This is a genomic window from Salinimicrobium flavum (assembly GCF_042684505.1).
Classification (GTDB): Bacteria; Bacteroidota; Bacteroidia; order Flavobacteriales; family Flavobacteriaceae; genus Salinimicrobium; species Salinimicrobium flavum.
This window is the reverse complement of record NZ_JBHULT010000005.1, coordinates 290,359-307,630: the sequence shown is the minus strand read 5'-3', so window position 1 is coordinate 307,630 and position 17,272 is coordinate 290,359. Positions and strand designations below refer to the sequence as shown.

General features: G+C 43.5%; 16 protein-coding genes. 9 read left to right on the top strand and 7 right to left on the bottom strand.

Going from position 1 to position 17,272, the window contains the following annotated elements:
• The 6 genes from trpC to ACFSTG_RS01815 all read left to right on the top strand — a co-directional run bounded on the left by trpC (position 1) and on the right by ACFSTG_RS01815 (position 3,855).
• Positions 1-792 carry an indole-3-glycerol phosphate synthase TrpC gene (gene trpC, locus ACFSTG_RS01840; RefSeq protein WP_380748420.1) on the top strand — a complete coding sequence of 264 codons (792 nt, stop codon included), beginning with the start codon at positions 1-3 and terminating at the stop codon, positions 790-792.
• Positions 793-818: 26 nt separating this feature from the next.
• Positions 819-1,439 (top strand): phosphoribosylanthranilate isomerase, encoded by a 621-nt coding sequence (locus ACFSTG_RS01835; protein ID WP_380747891.1) that lies wholly within the window; start codon positions 819-821, stop codon positions 1,437-1,439.
• A gap of 11 nt (positions 1,440-1,450) precedes the next feature.
• Positions 1,451-2,632, top strand: a complete 1,182-nt coding sequence (gene trpB, locus ACFSTG_RS01830; RefSeq protein ID WP_380747889.1) for a tryptophan synthase subunit beta — start codon at positions 1,451-1,453, stop codon at positions 2,630-2,632.
• Positions 2,633-2,713: 81 nt separating this feature from the next.
• The gene (trpA, locus tag ACFSTG_RS01825; RefSeq protein WP_380747887.1) at positions 2,714-3,481 is read left to right on the top strand and encodes a tryptophan synthase subunit alpha; all 768 of its coding nucleotides are present in this window, start codon (positions 2,714-2,716) and stop codon (positions 3,479-3,481) included.
• A gap of 81 nt (positions 3,482-3,562) precedes the next feature.
• Positions 3,563-3,721, top strand: coding sequence for a hypothetical protein (locus ACFSTG_RS01820; RefSeq protein ID WP_380747885.1), 159 nt, complete (start codon positions 3,563-3,565; stop codon positions 3,719-3,721).
• Complete coding sequence (locus tag ACFSTG_RS01815; protein ID WP_380747883.1) at positions 3,721-3,855, top strand: 30S ribosomal protein THX; 135 nt, start codon at positions 3,721-3,723, stop codon at positions 3,853-3,855. The genes ACFSTG_RS01820 and ACFSTG_RS01815 overlap by 1 nt, the downstream gene beginning before the upstream one ends.
• Here the strand turns inward: ACFSTG_RS01815 and ACFSTG_RS01810 are convergent.
• From ACFSTG_RS01810 to ACFSTG_RS01790, 5 genes are all read right to left on the bottom strand, one after another.
• Positions 3,852-4,511 carry a uracil-DNA glycosylase family protein gene (locus ACFSTG_RS01810; RefSeq protein WP_380747881.1) on the bottom strand — a complete coding sequence of 220 codons (660 nt, stop codon included), beginning with the start codon at positions 4,509-4,511 and terminating at the stop codon, positions 3,852-3,854. The genes ACFSTG_RS01815 and ACFSTG_RS01810 overlap by 4 nt on opposite strands.
• 173 nt (positions 4,512-4,684) lie before the next feature.
• Complete coding sequence (locus ACFSTG_RS01805) at positions 4,685-8,137, bottom strand: pyruvate carboxylase (RefSeq protein ID WP_380747879.1); 3,453 nt, start codon at positions 8,135-8,137, stop codon at positions 4,685-4,687.
• Between the two features lie 129 nt (positions 8,138-8,266).
• A complete protein-coding gene (yaaA, locus tag ACFSTG_RS01800; RefSeq protein ID WP_380747877.1) occupies positions 8,267-9,028 on the bottom strand; it encodes a peroxide stress protein YaaA in 762 nt (253 codons plus the stop codon).
• A 116-nt stretch (positions 9,029-9,144) separates the two neighbouring features.
• Positions 9,145-10,206, bottom strand: coding sequence for an RluA family pseudouridine synthase (locus tag ACFSTG_RS01795; protein WP_380747875.1), 1,062 nt, complete (start codon positions 10,204-10,206; stop codon positions 9,145-9,147).
• Positions 10,187-10,822, bottom strand: a complete 636-nt coding sequence (locus tag ACFSTG_RS01790; protein WP_380747873.1) for a PASTA domain-containing protein — start codon at positions 10,820-10,822, stop codon at positions 10,187-10,189. Before ACFSTG_RS01790 ends, ACFSTG_RS01795 begins: the two co-directional genes overlap by 20 nt.
• Positions 10,823-10,924: 102 nt before the next feature.
• On the opposite strand from ACFSTG_RS01790, the gene ACFSTG_RS01785 reads away from it, so the two are divergent.
• On the top strand, positions 10,925-11,902 hold the full coding sequence (locus ACFSTG_RS01785) for a D-alanine--D-alanine ligase (RefSeq protein WP_380747871.1): 978 nt from the start codon (positions 10,925-10,927) through the stop codon (positions 11,900-11,902).
• A gap of 47 nt (positions 11,903-11,949) precedes the next feature.
• Positions 11,950-12,402 (top strand): pantetheine-phosphate adenylyltransferase, encoded by a 453-nt coding sequence (coaD, locus tag ACFSTG_RS01780; protein WP_380747869.1) that lies wholly within the window; start codon positions 11,950-11,952, stop codon positions 12,400-12,402.
• 42 nt (positions 12,403-12,444) lie between these two features.
• Here the strand turns inward: coaD and ACFSTG_RS01775 are convergent, their stop codons facing one another.
• Positions 12,445-14,736 (bottom strand): TonB-dependent receptor domain-containing protein, encoded by a 2,292-nt coding sequence (locus tag ACFSTG_RS01775; RefSeq protein WP_380747867.1) that lies wholly within the window; start codon positions 14,734-14,736, stop codon positions 12,445-12,447.
• Positions 14,737-14,923: 187 nt separating this feature from the next.
• On the opposite strand from ACFSTG_RS01775, the gene ACFSTG_RS01770 reads away from it, so the two are divergent.
• Positions 14,924-16,675 (top strand): M14 family metallopeptidase, encoded by a 1,752-nt coding sequence (locus ACFSTG_RS01770; RefSeq protein ID WP_380747865.1) that lies wholly within the window; start codon positions 14,924-14,926, stop codon positions 16,673-16,675.
• Here ACFSTG_RS01770 and ACFSTG_RS01765 read toward each other — a convergent pair.
• Entirely contained in the window at positions 16,643-17,266 is a 624-nt protein-coding gene (locus ACFSTG_RS01765; RefSeq protein ID WP_380747863.1) for an NUDIX hydrolase, read from the bottom strand. The genes ACFSTG_RS01770 and ACFSTG_RS01765 overlap by 33 nt on opposite strands.
• Positions 17,267-17,272 lie beyond the last annotated feature (6 nt).

Sequence of the window (17,272 nt, the reverse complement as noted above, 5' to 3'; positions counted from 1 at the left end):
ATGAATATACTGGACAGGATAGCTACCGATAAACGCCTGGAGGTAGAAGAACAAAAAGAAATGGTTCCTGTGGAGGCATTGCAATTGCTGCCGCACTTTAAAAGGAAATGTATTTCCTTAGCCAAACGCCTTCGTACTTCCCCTCCCGGAATTATAGCCGAATTCAAGAGGCGGTCTCCTTCCCTCCCCGATCTCAATCCCGACGCCGATGTTGCTGAAATTACTTCGGAATACGAAAAAGCAGGGGCTGCAGGTATCTCTGTCCTTACAGATGAACTTTATTTTGGCGGTACCGCAGATGATCTTATGCTGGCAAGGGAAACTGTAAATATCCCCTTGCTTCGGAAGGATTTTATTATTGACGAATACCAGATTATTGAGGCAAAAGCGTTTGGCGCCGATGTGATCCTGTTGATCGCTGCCCTTCTGAAGCCAGAAGAGATCAGAAAATTTTCGGTTCTTGCCCGGAAGCTGGGCCTTGAAGTTCTTCTGGAAGTTCATAACCAGGAGGAACTGGAGCGGTCAATAATGCCGTCCATAGACATGATTGGGGTCAACAACAGGAACCTGAAAACCTTTGAAATGGACCTCAACATCAGCAAAAACCTGGCAGAGGAAATCCCTTCTGAGTTTGTAAAAGTATCTGAAAGTGGCATTAGCGAGACCTCCTCGATCCTGGAGCTTCAAAAAAGCGGATTTCAAGGCTTCCTTATTGGCGGAAATTTCATGAAGACAAAAGATCCCGGGAATAGTGCCCAAAAATTCATGCAGGAATTAAAATCGGGGAGATAATGGAGTTAAAGCTTAAAATATGCGGCATGAGAGACCAGGAAAACATTAATAAGGTGGCTGACCTGCATCCAGATTATCTCGGATTTATCTTTTTTGAAGGTTCTCCCAGGTATGTTTCAGAAACTGTAGAGGTAAAAGATCCGGCCATAAGGAAAACAGGGGTTTTCGTAGATGCTTCGGGAGCATTTGTCCTGGAAAAAGCAGAAGAATTCAAACTTTCGGCCATCCAGTTGCACGGTAATGAATCTAAGGACTACTGCCGGGCTTTGAAGAAAAAACTTTCTGAAGAAATTCAGCTTATCAAGGTTTTTGGAGTAAAAGATGAGTTTGAATTCAGCATTTTAAAGGATTATGAAGAAGTGGTTGATCTTTTCCTTTTTGATACAAAAGGCAAGAACAAAGGCGGTCACGGGATCACTTTTAACTGGGAGATACTGAAAAAATATCCATCTTCTGTCCCTTTCTTCCTAAGTGGAGGAATTGGAGTGGAAGAGGTACCCGCCATAAAAGACCTTTACGACTATTTTGAAAAAAATAAGATGCAGCATCTTTTCTATGGCCTCGATGTTAACAGCAGGTTCGAAACTGCACCCGGAGTAAAGGATCCGGAAAAATTAAAAATATTCAAGGACAGGCTGCTGTCTTAAAACAAAATAATATGAGTTACCAGGTAAACGAGAAAGGATATTACGGCGATTTTGGAGGAGCATTCATTCCTGAAATGTTGTATCCCAATGTTGAAGAACTACGGAAGAATTATATCAATATCATGCAGGAGGAATCTTTCAAAAAAGAATTCCACCAGCTGCTTAAAGATTATGTAGGCCGTCCTACCCCACTTTACTATGCTGACCGTTTCAGTAAGAAATACGGGACCAGGATCTATTTAAAACGCGAGGATCTCTGCCATACCGGGGCGCATAAGGTGAATAATACCGTAGGACAGATCCTTATGGCGAAACGTCTTGGCAAGGACAGGATCATCGCTGAAACCGGCGCGGGACAGCACGGGGTTGCAACAGCAACGGTATGTGCGTTGATGGGGCTGGAGTGCATCGTTTATATGGGAGAGGTGGATATTGAACGGCAGGCACCTAACGTGGCAAGAATGAAGATGCTGGGAGCAACTGTTGTTCCGGCGCGATCGGGTAGCCGCACTCTTAAGGATGCGACCAATGAAGCAATCAGGGACTGGATCAATAATCCTCTGGACACTCATTATATTATAGGGTCTGTGGTAGGGCCGCATCCCTATCCTGATATGGTGGCCCGTTTTCAAAGTGTGATTTCCGAAGAGGTCAAGAAACAGCTTTTGGAAAAGGAAGGCCGCGAAGATCCCGATCATGTCGTGGCCTGTGTGGGCGGCGGAAGTAATGCTGCCGGACTTTTCTATCATTACCTGGACAGGGAGGAGGTCAACATCATAGCAGTAGAAGCGGCCGGGGAAGGGATCGCTTCGGGGAAGAGCGCAGCGACCTCGGCACTTGGAAAGGAAGGGATCATTCACGGAAGCAAAACCCTGCTGATGCAGACCGATGACGGACAAATAACCGAACCCTATTCCATTTCGGCCGGACTGGATTACCCGGGAGTAGGTCCTATGCACGCCAACCTGTTCAAAACGGGTCGCGGGGAATTCATTTCTATAACAGATAAGGAAGCCATGGAAGCAGGCCTGATGCTCTCGCAGCTGGAAGGCATTATTCCGGCGATCGAGACGGCCCATGCCCTGGCTATTTTTGAAGACCGTAAGTTCAAAGAAGATGAGGTGGTGGTGGTGAATCTTTCAGGGCGTGGTGATAAGGACCTCAACACCTATATCGAACATTTTAATTTGTAGAGCTACGTCATCCTGAACTTGTTTCAGGATCTGAAACTTCCGAAGTTTCGAGACGGCTTCACAATAAATCATATTCAACGAATGAACAGAATCAAACAAAAATTACAGGAAGACCCCCAGAAAAAGTTGCTTTCCATCTATTTTACCGCGGGTTACCCGCAGCAGGAAGATACCGTTCCCATCATAAGGGAACTCGAAAAGAACGGGGTAGACATGATAGAAATAGGAATGCCCTTTAGTGATCCCCTGGCAGACGGGCCTACCATTCAAAGAAGTTCAGAAATTGCACTGAAAAAGGGAATGACCACTCAAAAACTGTTTTCGCAACTTGAAAATATAAGGGAAACAGTCAAGATCCCGTTGCTTATCATGGGATATTTTAATCCTATCCTTCAGTTTGGGGTGGAAAGATTCTGTGCCCTGTGCAGGGAGGTAGGTATAGACGGCGTCATAATTCCGGATCTTCCGGCGGAGGAATATGAGGAACATTACAAGTCGATCTTCGAAAAATATGATCTGATCCCTATCTTCCTGATCACCCCCCAGACTTCCGAGGAAAGAATACGAAAGATAGATAAGATCTCACAGGGCTTTATCTATATGGTAAGCAGTGCAGGTGTTACCGGAGGCACTGCAGGCTTTGGAGAAGGACATACAAGTTATTTCGAAAAAGTCTCAAAAATGGGACTGCAGACACCTCTAATCGTAGGCTTCGGAATAAATAATGCAGAAACCTTTAAACAGGCCACCAAAACTACCAAAGGAGCGATCGTGGGAAGTGCTTTTATAAAACAGCTCAACACCCACGGCACCAATAAAATTGCCGACTTTATTGGTCAACTGCGTTAGTTTAACCTTCTTATAACAAGTCTTTAATAGAATTCAGGGCTGGTTTTTTGTATATTGAAGAGAACCAAAATTTAAAATGTCATGGGAATTATAGAAGATAAGAACAAGAAGAAGCAAAGACAGAGAAGACGTCGTAGTGACAGTGACCCGTTAAGTGGTGAAATTGGGAACAGAGATATTGAAACAAACGATTTTGATATTAATGAAAGAACAATTAGAGACCAGAAAAATAAAAAATAATGGGTAAAGGTGACAAAAAGACCAAGAGAGGAAAAATTGCCCTCAACAGTTGGGGCAAGCTGAGGCCAAAGCGGAAGAAATTCAGAGTTAAGCCACAAAAAACAAAAAATCCTCTTGAAAAAGAACCCGTTTAGTTCTCAAGGAACTGACGGTATTGCAAAACCCTGAAATCAATCGTATTGAATTCGGGGTTTTGTTTTTTTAGCTTTTTATACAGCGCCATACTTCCAATCGCCCGGTTTGCTGAGCCAGATGGAGCGGTAAGGGACACGGTGTTGATCGATCTTCCATCCAGCAGGAACTGGTGTACCCGGGGCACATCATTGGAGATCACCTTAAATTTTAGATCGTATTCTTTTAAAAGCTTCCGGAAGAAGAATTCAGGGCCATTTTTACTGTTCCCTCCGGTAAAAAGAAGGGTATCGATTTTTTCATGATCCCTAAGGATGGAGATAAGGTCCCGCAGTTCTACTTTAAGCATCCCCAAATCTGAAGCATCGATTTTTTCTCTCCTGCAGCTTTCTACGGTGTCACAAATCCCTATTCCTTTTTTGGCCAGGAATTCTTTACGTTCTTTAACTGCCTCATCTGTATTCTCAAACTTAAGGTCCAGTCCAAAAACCCGGTCGATTACCATCCATAGGAGTCCGTCACGGCTTCCATAGCAAAAATCTACATCCCCTTCTTTTAGTTCGCGGGTGGTAAACCGCGGAGGCGGCAAAGTACCCACGATGAGTTTTGTGGCATTTTCGGGAATAAAGGGATCATAGGGATGTTTATGATGGAACATGTTGCTATTTGAAGATTTGAGGATTATTCCAGGTTTTATGCAAATTTTAAGCCATGAGTCACAAAAAAACTCCAAATTCTAAAATCTAACTTCAGGATACCAACAACCCTGAGGCTACATTAATTCTTTTTGGAATTTGGTGTTTTAAAAATCACACTACTCACATCTCATATCTATTTAAGAACAATTACCAAATCATCTGCAAAAACCATATCTCCTTCTTTTAAAATGATCTTATCGACTTCTCCGTCAGAGTTCGCGGTGATGGTGGTTTCCATTTTCATCGCTTCAATAACGAACAAGGGCTGATTCTTTTCTACGGAGTCGCCGGGTTTCACCTGAATATTGGACAAGGCACCCTGAAGCGGTGCGCCAATCTGTTTTTTATCATTTTTATCCACCTTCTGGTGTACGACCTTTTCAACCTTGACCGATTCATCTTTCACTTCAACCGCACGGGTTTGTCCGTTCACCTTAAAGTAGATCTTTGCCATCCCGTCTTCGTCAGGTTCACTTGAAGACATGTACTGAATGAGCAAGGTTTTTCCTCTATCGAGTTCCACAATGATCTCTTCCCCGGGTTTCATTCCGTAGAAGAAATTTTTAGTTGGGATATTAAGGACGTCGCCGTATTCCACATGATGATTATAGGCCTCTGTAAAAACTTTGGGATATAATTTATAGGATAAAAAATCGGTGATATCCAGGTCCCTGCCCAATCCTTCCCCAAACATTGCTTCGAATTCTGAAAATTCCTTTTCAAAATCTATGGGTTCCAAATGCGCATTAGGCCTGTCTGTATAAGGCTGTTCGTCTTTGAGGATGATCTTCTGCAACTTCTCGGGAAAGCCGCCATGTGGTTGCCCAAGGTCTCCTCTGAAAAAGCTTTTTACAGACTGCGGAAAAGAAATTTCTTCGCCTTTTTCAAGCACATCTTCTATACTAAGGTTATTGCTTACCAGGTACTGCGCCATGTCACCCACCACTTTAGAGCTGGGGGTTACTTTTATAATATCCCCAAAAAGGTCATTTACCTTACCGTACATTTCGGTGATCTCGTGGAAACGATCTGCCAGCCCCAGCGATTCTGCCTGAGGTTTAAGATTGGAATATTGTCCTCCCGGGATCTCATGTTTATACACTTCCCCTGAACCGGCCTTTAATCCCGATTCGAATGGGAAGTAATAGCGCCTAACGGCCTCCCAATACCGGGAGTATTCATTGAGTTTATCTGTGTTAAGCAATCGTCCGCGGGTATGGAACCTTAACATTTCAACAATAGAATTGAAGTTAGGTTGGGAAGTGAGACCGGAGAGTCCCCCCAGGGCAACATCTACCACATCTACCCCTGCTTCAATAGCCTTGAGATAGGTGGCTGCCTGGATGGAAGAGGTGTCATGTGTGTGCAGGTGAATCGGCAAATTGACCCGTGACTTTATTGCAGAGATCAATTCAAAGGCAGCATCGGGTTTAAGGATACCTGCCATGTCTTTAATTCCGATAATATGGGCACCGGCATTTTCAATATCCTTTGCCAGCTGCACGTAATACTCCAGGGAGTACTTAGTTTCTTTAGGATCCATAATGTCGCCGGTATAGCATATGGCTCCTTCTGCAAGCCCTTCGGTTCGTGTCCTTACATGTTCAATGCAGGGTGCAATAGATTCCATCCAGTTAAGGCTGTCAAAGATCCTGAATACATCTATCCCGTTCTCCCAGGACTGCTCCACAAATTTCCCGATAAGATTATCCGGGTAAGCTGTATATCCCACTCCGTTAGAGCCTCGTAGCAGCATTTGCATTAAGATATTAGGCATCGCCTCTCTGAGCAACCTTAGTCGTTCCCAGGGGTTTTCCTTTAAAAAACGCATACATACATCAAAAGTGGCTCCTCCCCATATCTCCATACTGAATACCTCGGGATGGTTACGGGCAAAACCTTCAGCAACTTTCAACATGTCTGTACTTCGCATCCTGGTAGCCAGGAGACTTTGGTGCGCATCGCGCATGGTAGTATCTGTATAATGTACTTTTCCCTCGTGCATCAACCAACGGGAGAATTTTTCGGGACCGTATTCTGTCAGCAGGTCTTTTGTCCCTTTTGGATATCCGTTCCCTGAAGGAAAATCGGGCACTACAGGTTTAATGAAATCAGGGACCTCTTTTACATTTTTGACATCTTCATTCCCATTGATGATCACATTCCCCAGGAATTTAACCATTTTGGTAGCCCTGTTCCTGGTCTTCCTGATCTCAAAAAGTTCAGGATGGTCTTTTATAAAATTAACGGTGACATCCCCGTTCCTGAATGTTTGATTGGCCAGGATGTTATCGAGGAAACCAATATTGGTCATCACTCCCCGAATACGGAATTCGGCCAGCGCCCTACGCATTTTTCGGCACGCCCCGTCAAGAGTGCGACTACTGGCTGAAACCTTTACCAGCATGGAATCAAAGAACGGCGAAACCGATACTCCCTGGTAAATACTCCCGGCATCAAGTCTTATTCCGAACCCGGAAGCACTCCGGTAGGTAGTTATAGTACCGTAATCGGGTTTAAAATCATTCGTGGGATCTTCTGTGGTGATACGACACTGGAGAGCGTAACCATTGATCTTGATCTTTTCCTGGGCATCTATCTTGATCTGTTTATCTGAAAGTTTATATCCTCCTGCAATGAAGATCTGGGCCTTAACAAGGTCAAAATTGGTGATGATCTCTGTCACGGTATGTTCTACCTGGATACGCGGATTCACCTCGATAAAAAAGATCTCCCCGCTCCTGTCTACCAGGAATTCTACCGTCCCGATATTATTATAGTCAACAGCTTTACAAAGGTCAAGCGCATATTGATACAGCTTTTGCTTGATGCCCTCATCCAGCCCCTGCGAAGGCGCGAATTCGATCACCTTTTGATAACGGCGTTGAACTGAACAATCCCGTTCGAAAAGATGCACCATATTACCGTGATTATCGGCTACGATCTGTATTTCAATGTGTTTAGGATCTTCTACAAATTTTTCCAGAAAGACCGTGTCATCCCCAAAAGCATTAAGGGCTTCCCGTTTAGATTCCGGAAAACCGCTTTCCAGTTCCTCATCATTCCGAATGACCCTCATTCCGCGACCACCGCCACCAGATGCCGCTTTTAACATTACAGGATACCCGATCTTTCCGGCTTCTTCAAGCGCGACCTCTACAGAACTTAATTCCCTTTCGTTACTCTGAATGATCGGGATGTTGTTCTTAACCGCAACTTCCTTTGCTTTTACCTTGTCTCCAAGAGATTTTAATACAGATACCTTTGGCCCTATAAAAATGATCCCGTTCTCCTCACATTTTGCCGCAAATTCTGCATTTTCAGAAAGGAATCCGTAACCGGGATGAATGGCATCAACCTCATTCTTTTTTGCGGTTCTGATGATTGCATCAATATCGAGGTAAGGTTTTAACGGATCTGTATCTGCGCCTATCTGGTAAGCTTCATCTGCCTTGTATCTGTGCAGCGAATAGCGATCTTCAAAAGTATATATCCCAACCGTACGTAAACCTATCTCGGTACAGGCCCTGAAGATCCTGATGGCAATTTCCCCTCTGTTCGCTACTAAAACCTTTTTTATATCCATTTCTGAAAAATGCTTTTTTCGTTAATTAAAATATCTTCCTTCCGAAAGATGCAATTGCTCAGAAAGTAAAAAGAAAAAAGCGGTGGGACACCGCTTTTTGAAATACTTTAACAATAAACCTGCTGCTGCTTATCGAGTAAAAACCAATTCATTTTTTTTAGTGCTTTCCTCTTCACTATAAAGGTATCCATCATAGTTGAATCCTTTAAGGTCCCCGACGGTTTTCGAATTGGTATCTATAATGTAGCGCACCATGGAACCCCTGGCTTTTTTAGCGAAAAAGCTAATGATCTTGAGTTTTCCGTTCTTGAGATCCTTGAACACCGGCGTAATGACCGGAACCTTTAATTTCTTCACATTTACCGCCTTAAAATATTCCTGGCTGGCAAGGTTCACGAACAACTCATCTTCCTTAAGTTCTTTATTAAGGTAACCGGTGACCTTTTCCTTCCAAATTTCGTACAGGTCTTTTTTACGCCCCACAGAAAGGGAGGTTCCCATCTCCAGGCGGTATGGCTGAATAAGGTCCAGAGGCTTTAAAATTCCGTAGTAGCCGGAAAGTATCCGCAAGGAATCCTGCAGAAGATCCAGTTTTTCTGTGGGAATGGAATAGGCATCCAACCCGGTGTAAACATCGCCGTTGAAGGCATACACAGCGGGGCGGGAATTCTTCTTATTGTGCTCTTCTTTGAATTCGTGATAACGGGTATGGTTGAGCTCTGCCAGCTTGTCGCTGATACCCATTAATTCTGAGATCTCTTTTTTAGACATCCTGGCCAGCTTCCGGTTAATGGTAGCTGTGGTTTCCAAAAATTCGGGTTGTGTGCCACGAGCGGTGGGCAACCTGGTTTCGTAATCCAGGGTTTTGGCGGGGGAAACTACTATTTTCATATTTTGATCTTTCCGAAGAAACTATTTTTTAAATACTCCTCTAAAATATAAAATCCCGGAAGGTTTTCTTGCCGGGATCTTTCTTTACTATTGATAATGGTATCGAAAAAGCTTATTTAGTCGATAAACTCCTTCTGATTTTTCGAATAACTGCGCCACTTTTCAATGCACTGCTGCATATCATCAGGAATAGGTGTGTCAAACCTCATCCACTCACCACTCACCGGGTGTTTAAAGCCAAGTGTTTTGGCATGTAAAGCCTGTCGCGGAAGCACTTTAAAACAGTTCTCCACGAATTGCTTGTATTTTGTGAAGGTGGTCCCTTTAAGGATCTTGTCACCACCATAACGTTCATCATTGAACAGGGTATGGCCAATGTATTTCATATGCACCCTAATCTGATGAGTTCTTCCGGTTTCGAGCTTACAAGAGACCAGCGTAACATAACCAAGTCGCTCGATTACCTTGAAGTGAGTTACAGCCGGCTTTCCTTTATCTTCATCATCCCCCAGATAAACGGTATTTTGTAACCTGTTCTTGGGATGACGGCCAATGTTCCCTTCAATCGTCCCTTCATCTTCTTCGAGATTCCCCCAAACAATTGCGACATATTCGCGTTCACTGCTCTTGTCAAAGAACTGCTTGGAAAGTTTGGTCATGGCCTGCTCAGTCTTGGCAACCACCAGGAGTCCGCTGGTATCTTTATCGATCCTGTGCACAAGTCCGGGGCGTTCACTGCTGTTCTGCGGAAGGTTATCAATATGATAGACCAGGGCGTTGATGAGGGTGCCGCTGTAATTTCCGTGGCCGGGGTGCACCACCATTCCGGCAGGTTTATTCACTACCAGCAAGGCATCATCTTCATAAACGATGTCTAGCGGAATATCTTCGGGGGTAAGCAGGAATTCATAAGGCGGATGCTGAAACATTACCTGCACTACATCGCCCGGCTTTACCTTATAATTCGATTTTACGGGTACTTCATTCACATGAATGTTCCCTTCCTTAGCGGCAGTCTGTATCTTATTACGGGTAGCTTTTTCGATATAGTTCATGAGGAACTTGTCCACCCTTAACGGTTGCTGACCTTTATCGGCTACAAACCGGTGATGTTCATAAAGCTCATCATCGTTATCATCCAGTTCCGGATTGTTATTCTCAGAAGTCAAATTCTTCATTTTCCAGGTCATCTAAAATTGTATCTTCATCTGTCGTTTCATCTTCTTCCTCCATTCCATACCTGCCTGAACCGTCACCCAGTACAAGATCGATCTTAGAAGTTTTGAGTAATTTCATTCCGGGCTCTACCAGCTCCCCTTTGTGCCTTAGTTCCAGCACGGCATCTTTAGCCACATCGGGTTTATAGGTGATGGTCCCAATTTCAAATCCAAGGGAACGCAAGGTTGGTTCCACCTGCCTCCTGGTCCTGCGAATAAGATTCTCGGGGATTTCTACTTTCCTGTAACCCGAAGGATTCAGGGTGAGGTAGATCTTCCTGTTCTCCTTTACAAATTTCCCCGGAAGAGGCACCTGATCGATCACCGAAAAAGGAGGATATTCAGGATTATAATTTGCAGAATCCAGGATCTCCCTGCGAAGGTCCAATTCCTCCAATTGTTCGTCAACCTTGTCAAGGGAAAGCCTTGCGAGGTTTGGAACCACTATCCTTTGATCCTGATTGGTGGAAAAATCCAGCCACTTCAGAATAATGAAAACGATCAAAAAAAGCGCCAGAACAGCTAAACCCAACTGTATCAGAAAGGTTTTGCTAAAGAGGAATTTGAAAAAACTCATAGATATTTTTAAAAGAGCAAAGATATAAAAACAGGTGGTTTTGCGGACATTCATTTAATAGTCCTATTTTTGTTAACGCAAATAAACTGCCAATATTCATTTATGAAGAGAAATGTTGCCATAGCCATGGGAGGCTATTCCAGCGAATACCGTATTTCCATCAACAGCGGGAACGTGGTATACAAAAATCTTGATCGCAGCAAATACAACCCCTATAGGGTTCATATCTTACAGAAAGAGTGGTTCGTGATTGGAGAAAATGATGAGCCCTACCCCATCAACCGAAGTAATTTTACGGTCACTATTAATGGAAAGCTCATCACTTTTGACTGTGTTTTCAATACCATACACGGGACCCCAGGGGAAAACGGTTTATTGCAGGCTTACCTGGAACTGCTCGATATCCCGCAAACTTCCTGCGATTTCTACCAGTCTGCCCTCACCTTTAACAAAAGAGACCTTATAAGTGTTCTTAAACCCTTCGGAATAAAGACTGCAGTAAATTATTTGCTTGATAAAGGAGATGAGGTCCTGCCTGACGAAATTGTGGAAAAAGTAGGATTACCCTGTTTTGTAAAGGCTAATAAAGCCGGAAGTAGTTTTGGGATCACCAAGGTAAAAAAGAAGGAAGATATCGTAAGGGCCACAAAATTTGCTTTCAAGGAAGATAATGAAGTGATCATCGAATCATTTCTTGACGGAATTGAGGTTTCTGTGGGAGTGATCATGCATAACGGGGAGGTCACGGCATTGCCGGTCACCGAGATCATATCTGAAAATGAATTTTTTGACTACGAAGCCAAATACCTCGGAAAATCCCAGGAGATCACCCCTGCCAGGATTTCTGAAGAGCAGACCAGAGAGGTACAGGAGATCGCCATGCTCATTTACCGGAAACTTAAAATGAAAGGATTTTCGAGATCAGAATTTATTTTCCATAATAATGAACCGCATTTTATAGAAATGAACACGAACCCTGGATTAAGTGAAGCCAGTATTTTGCCGCAGCAGGCCCAGGCAGCCGGTATTACCCTCCCGGAATTGTTCGGAAGTGCAATAGAGACAGCCATGCGCTTTTAAGCTCACCAAATTTCACTATTTTTAAATCACAGGATTAATTATAAGGTATGAAAAAAGCTGTTTTTCCGGGTTCTTTTGACCCTGTCACCCTGGGACATGTGGATATAATAGAACGTGGGTTACCGCTGTTCGATGAGATCATTCTCGCGGTGGGTGTCAATGCCGATAAGAAATATATGTTCCCTCTTGAGGATAGGGTAAAGTTCCTTAAGGAAACATTTAAAGATGAACCCAAAATAAAAGTTATGACCTATACGGGAATGACGGTGGATTTTTGCCGGGAACAAAAAGCGAATTTCCTCCTACGGGGCCTTAGAAGTTCAACAGATTTTGATTTCGAGAAGATCATAGGGCAGACCAATTTTAAAATTGCCGGTATTGAAACAGTTTTCTTTATTACTTCCTCCGGAAAAAGCCATATTTCTTCAACGGTGGTAAGGGATGTGATACGCAACGGCGGGGATTACGCCTTTATGGTACCCGATGCGGTGAAGAAATAAATCAACCCTTTCAGGGTTTGAAACCCTGAAAAGGGTTCTATATTAAAACAAGTAACTTACTGAAAATCCTCCAAAATAGTTCCTTGGGTTCCCGGGATAGAAATAGCGCGGGGATGCCCCTCCAAATCCTATTGCATTGGGAACAATAGAAGCAGCATAGTTCTCATCAAACACATTGTTCACTCCTCCAAAAACCGACAGGTCCCAGTTCTTAAAAAAGTTTAGAGTATAAACCGCTTTTAAATGGAAGAGGTTGTAATCTTCTGTAAAACCTGAATTTTCATCATTTAAAGGCATCTCCCCCTCATGCTGAAAAGAGGCATAGAGGTCAAACCCAAAATCAAAGGAAATATCCAGGCCTGCATTAATACTCTTATCAGGTACCGCGGGTAATGCGTTGCCCGAAAGATCTTTTTCGTCTTCCACGAACTCATCAAAACTAAAATCATTGAAGGATGCATTTGCATGGGTATTAATCTGAACCCCGTCAATAAGGCTGAAATTATATTGCAATAGAAATTCAATTCCGTTGTGATCTGTCTTTCCGATATTCCTTCCAATATACCGGTCCTCTGCCACCCTTTTGGCAACCAAAAGATCATTAACCTGGATCGAAAAAGCTGCTATTTCTGCATAGAGTTTGTTCCGGAAAAAATTCCCTTTGAAGCCAACTTCATAGTTGATCCCGGTTTCCGGCTTTAGCTCTGTATTGATAAGCCCTTCGGGAGTGAGGGTCTCTGCCACCGAGGGTGTGGAAAATCCGTGGCTCACTGTCGCATACAAATTCAGTGAAGTTAGTGGGGAATAAATAACTCCTGCACGCGGCGAAAGAACGGACTCAAAACGATATTTTCCGGACTGGTCTGTTTCATCCTCATAAAACTGGTCAGTCAACTCATACCGTGTGGAGTTAAGGTTCAACCCGGCCTCCATAAGCAGTTTTTTGGTCAGCGAAAGGTTCCACTGCGCGAAAAGGTTGGTATAATACCTGTCCTGGGTGTTATTGCTTAAAAGATCTCCCGGTATACTACCTTCTTCGGAAAAATTCTCATACAGGTTATCAAAAGTGGAAGCAGCGTACCATTCCCTGTTGTACTCGGCTCCAAGACTTATTTCGGAAGGAAGGTTAATGATCTCGGTATTCCAGTTGAATTGAGTTCGGGCACCGGCAGCCAACCTGTTCTCATTCAGTATATCAAAGGGTCGGGGTTCATAGCCATCCCTGAAATTGAGATAGGTACTGGTGGTATTTGAAAGATGCTTTGAAAACCTGTGTTTAAAAGAAAGACCCAACAGCCCCCTGTCATAAGATTCATATCCACGGGATGCAGCCCAGGTAAAAGCGGCCGAAGCAGGATCATTTTCAAGGGTTTCCCTGTCTACCGAACTGGGAATATAGGCTTTAAGACGGGTGAGTTGGGCCAGTAGGGAGACGGAACTCTTCCCGTCATCCATCAGTTTTCCACTAAGTGTAAAACTTTTGCGGTCATATTCCCCGTTCTCCCTGAAACTATCTGTACTCAGACCATTATAGGTCGCAACCAGGTCAGTATTTTCAGTGGCATGTGAGGCCTGCACTGTTTGACTAAAGAGGCCGTAACTGCCAAAACTCAGCCGGACCTTTGCAGAGCTACCTTTTTGGGTAGCCCGGGCAGCGTACATATTTATAACACCTCCCAGCCCCGCACCATAAACACTGGAAACCGGACCTTTCAGGATCTCTATTCTTCCTATAACCGCAGGATCAATATCATCAATGGTGGTCTCCCCTTCTGCCGTAGAAATGGGAATGCCTTCAAAATAGGCTTTTACACGATTAGTTCCATACTGGGCCCTGGCCCCTATACCGCGAATGCTGATCTTATTGGTGTTGAGCGCCCCCTGGTGTATATACACTCCCGATACCGTGTTAATAGTCTGAACGATATTGGTTTCATCACTCCTTTTCAGATCTGAAGCGTTGAGAACACTAACGGAAGCCGGGGTCCGTAAAAGTTCTTTAGGTATTACAGTGCTTCTTAAGACAACTTCAGAAAGGGTTTCAGCCAGAGGTAAAAGATAGATGACGGGTTCTTTTTCGGCATTTTCTATCGTTATTTTTTTCTCTTCGAATCCTTCTGCGGAAATCTTCAGGAGCACGGGAAATGAAAGTACTGAAATAGAAAAGGAGCCATCTTCCGCAGTAAGTACGGCTGCTGAAGCACCTTCCGCAGAAACAGATGCATTGGTCACAGGTTGATTGGTGAGAGAATTCATCAGGGTTCCATTTACTGTCTGGGCAGAAATACTTCCGAAGCAAAGAAGGAAGGTAAACAGGAGTAGATTTTTTATCAAGTTGCGATGTTTTCTAACGACAGTGCTAATAAATTTAGGCGCGATCTGCCGGTGTGGCTAAAATAAGTTTTATTTTTAGTGACAGAAAACCCGTGGGACCAATTTGGACATCTTTAACAAGAAGCGGAGAACCTCTGGCTGTTTTTGGAGTTTTTAATTAAGTTTACGGCTCATAAAATGAATTTTCATGAAAAAGATCCTGGCACTGGTTTCTTTATTGTTCGCCCTCACTTCCTGTGACTTTTCCAATTATATCCTTGAACAGGACTATGATTTCACGACCGTTTATGAAAAGACCGGCGGAAAAGAAACAGCCACGTACCGGGAAGTAATAGATTACTACAAGAATCTGGCTGCAGTATATCCCAGGCTAGACCTGCAGATAATGGGGGAGACTGACAGTGGGGAGCCGTTACACCTGGTGATCTACAGCAACAACAAAGATTTTGACCTGGAGGGAATGAAGGGTAAAAGGACGATCCTCTTCATAAACAACGGCATCCACCCAGGCGAAAGTGACGGCATTGATGCAACCATGATGTTGTTCAGGGATCTTGCCCAGGATTCAATTCCTGTTCCTGAAAATACGGTTATAGCAACCATTCCTGTTTACAATATTGGCGGTGCCCTTAACCGAAATTCCTTTACCAGGACCAACCAGAATGGTCCCAAATCTTACGGCTTTCGCGGAAATGCCCGGAACTTTGACCTCAACCGGGATTTCATCAAAGCAGATACCCGCAATACCCGCGCATTTTACGAGATCTTCCACCAGGTAAACCCTGATGTTTTCATTGATACTCACGTGAGTAATGGTGCAGATTATCAATACACGCTCACTCATTTGTTCACCCAACATAATAAAATGGGTGGCGAAATGGGTAGCTATATCAATGAAAAAATGAGACCGGCCCTGGAGAAATCGCTACAGGAAAAAAAGTGGGAGATCACTCCATACGTGAATGTCTTTAATGATATACCCGAAAAAGGATTTTCACAGTTCCTCGATAATCCCCGCTACTCCACCGGCTATGCTGCCCTCTGGAACAGCTTCGGAATGATGATAGAGACGCACATGCTTAAACCTTATGACAATAGGGTGCGCGGTACCTACGAAGTACTGAGATCTATGATCGAAATTACAGAAAAGGATGCCGATACCATCAGGAAACTGCGTGCCCGTGCCTTCGAACAGTTCCCTAAACAAAAAAAATACGCTTTTGACTTTAGGATCGACAGCAGCAAGGTTTCCAACCTTCAGTTTAAAGGATATGAAGCAGATATTGAAAAAAGCGAGGTAACAGGTTTTGATCGCCTTAGGTACGACACTACACGTCCTTTCACAAAAGAGATAAAATATTATAACAATTTTAAGCCGGCACGCCAGGTGGCACTTCCAAAAGGTTATATCATTCCGCAGGGATGGTGGCCGGTACTTGAACTTTTAGAACTGAACGAAGTGGAAATGCAGAAATTCGAAAAGGATACTATGTTGGTGGCAGAAGTTTACAAAATAGAAGATTACAAGACCCGCAGCAGTGCCTATGAGGGGCATTATCCTCATTCAGGGACTAAAGTAAAAACCGTCAAACAAAAAGTAAGGATCAGAAAAGGGGATTTTTTCATACCTATTGAACAACGCGCAGCAAAATATCTCATGGAAACGCTGGAGCCTGAAGCTCCCGATTCTTTTTTCAACTGGAATTTCTTTGACAGTGTCCTGCAGCAAAAAGAAGGTTTCTCCCCTTATGTTTTCGAAGATCTTGCACGGGAGATCCTCGATGACGATCCCGAACTGGAAGATGAATTCCTGGAGAAGAAAAAAACTGACCGGGAATTTGCAAATAACTGGTACGCGCAACTCGAATGGATCCATAAGCGATCAGACCATTACGAAATATCACATTTAAGATATCCCGTGTTTCGAATAAACCGGTAAGATCTCCTCGGGGAAAAGAAGTTTGATGTTAGCGTAAGACTTTTTGAGAGCCTTCTGAGCCTTCACAACATCCTTCCATTTCACTTTCATGATCCCTTCTTTTTCTTCGGGCACGAGTTCTCCTGTATAATCGGTGGACATTTGAAACCAGTAGGTAACTTTTAGTTTGTATTTACCTTTGCGCTGGAACACGTGGTAAGTTTTTTGAAGGAATTTGTCAACCTTCAGGCCCTTTACTCCTGTCTCTTCCTCCACCTCCCTTATGGCACCTTCTTCAAGGCTTTCATCCTTTTCGATCTTTCCTTTGGGCAGGTCCCATCGGCCATTACGATAAATGAAAAGCACCTCTTTTTCGGGATTAAAGACCATTCCCCCTCCTGCGGTGACAACAGGTAGTTTTTTGAAAAGATGCTTCAGTAATTTCTCTTTTTTGGGGTGGTAAAGGTTGATGTATAAAAGTTTTCCTTTGTTGATCTTTTTGATGATTCTTTTAAATTTAACTTCTTTTATCGGGATTGAAGTATATTTTTCTCCCAAATCCTTTTCAGTAGAAAGAATAATCGGAATATCATTTACAAAAACTTTATACATTTGCAG

Bases quoted from the DNA above. Each gene is read 5' to 3' on its own strand.
- trpC (WP_380748420.1), top strand. From the start codon at position 1: ATGAATATACTGGACAGGATAGCTACCGATAAACGCCTGGAGGTAGAA.
- ACFSTG_RS01835 (WP_380747891.1), top strand. From the start codon at position 819: ATGAGAGACCAGGAAAACATTAATAAGGTGGCTGACCTGCATCCAGAT.
- trpB (WP_380747889.1), top strand. From the start codon at position 1,451: ATGAGTTACCAGGTAAACGAGAAAGGATATTACGGCGATTTTGGAGGA.
- trpA (WP_380747887.1), top strand. From the start codon at position 2,714: ATGAACAGAATCAAACAAAAATTACAGGAAGACCCCCAGAAAAAGTTG.
- ACFSTG_RS01820 (WP_380747885.1), top strand. From the start codon at position 3,563: ATGGGAATTATAGAAGATAAGAACAAGAAGAAGCAAAGACAGAGAAGA.
- ACFSTG_RS01815 (WP_380747883.1), top strand. From the start codon at position 3,721: ATGGGTAAAGGTGACAAAAAGACCAAGAGAGGAAAAATTGCCCTCAAC.
- ACFSTG_RS01810 (WP_380747881.1), bottom strand. From the start codon at position 4,511: ATGTTCCATCATAAACATCCCTATGATCCCTTTATTCCCGAAAATGCC.
- ACFSTG_RS01805 (WP_380747879.1), bottom strand. From the start codon at position 8,137: ATGGATATAAAAAAGGTTTTAGTAGCGAACAGAGGGGAAATTGCCATC.
- yaaA (WP_380747877.1), bottom strand. From the start codon at position 9,028: ATGAAAATAGTAGTTTCCCCCGCCAAAACCCTGGATTACGAAACCAGG.
- ACFSTG_RS01795 (WP_380747875.1), bottom strand. From the start codon at position 10,206: ATGAAGAATTTGACTTCTGAGAATAACAATCCGGAACTGGATGATAAC.
- ACFSTG_RS01790 (WP_380747873.1), bottom strand. From the start codon at position 10,822: ATGAGTTTTTTCAAATTCCTCTTTAGCAAAACCTTTCTGATACAGTTG.
- ACFSTG_RS01785 (WP_380747871.1), top strand. From the start codon at position 10,925: ATGAAGAGAAATGTTGCCATAGCCATGGGAGGCTATTCCAGCGAATAC.
- coaD (WP_380747869.1), top strand. From the start codon at position 11,950: ATGAAAAAAGCTGTTTTTCCGGGTTCTTTTGACCCTGTCACCCTGGGA.
- ACFSTG_RS01770 (WP_380747865.1), top strand. From the start codon at position 14,924: ATGAAAAAGATCCTGGCACTGGTTTCTTTATTGTTCGCCCTCACTTCC.
- ACFSTG_RS01765 (WP_380747863.1), bottom strand. From the start codon at position 17,266: ATGTATAAAGTTTTTGTAAATGATATTCCGATTATTCTTTCTACTGAA.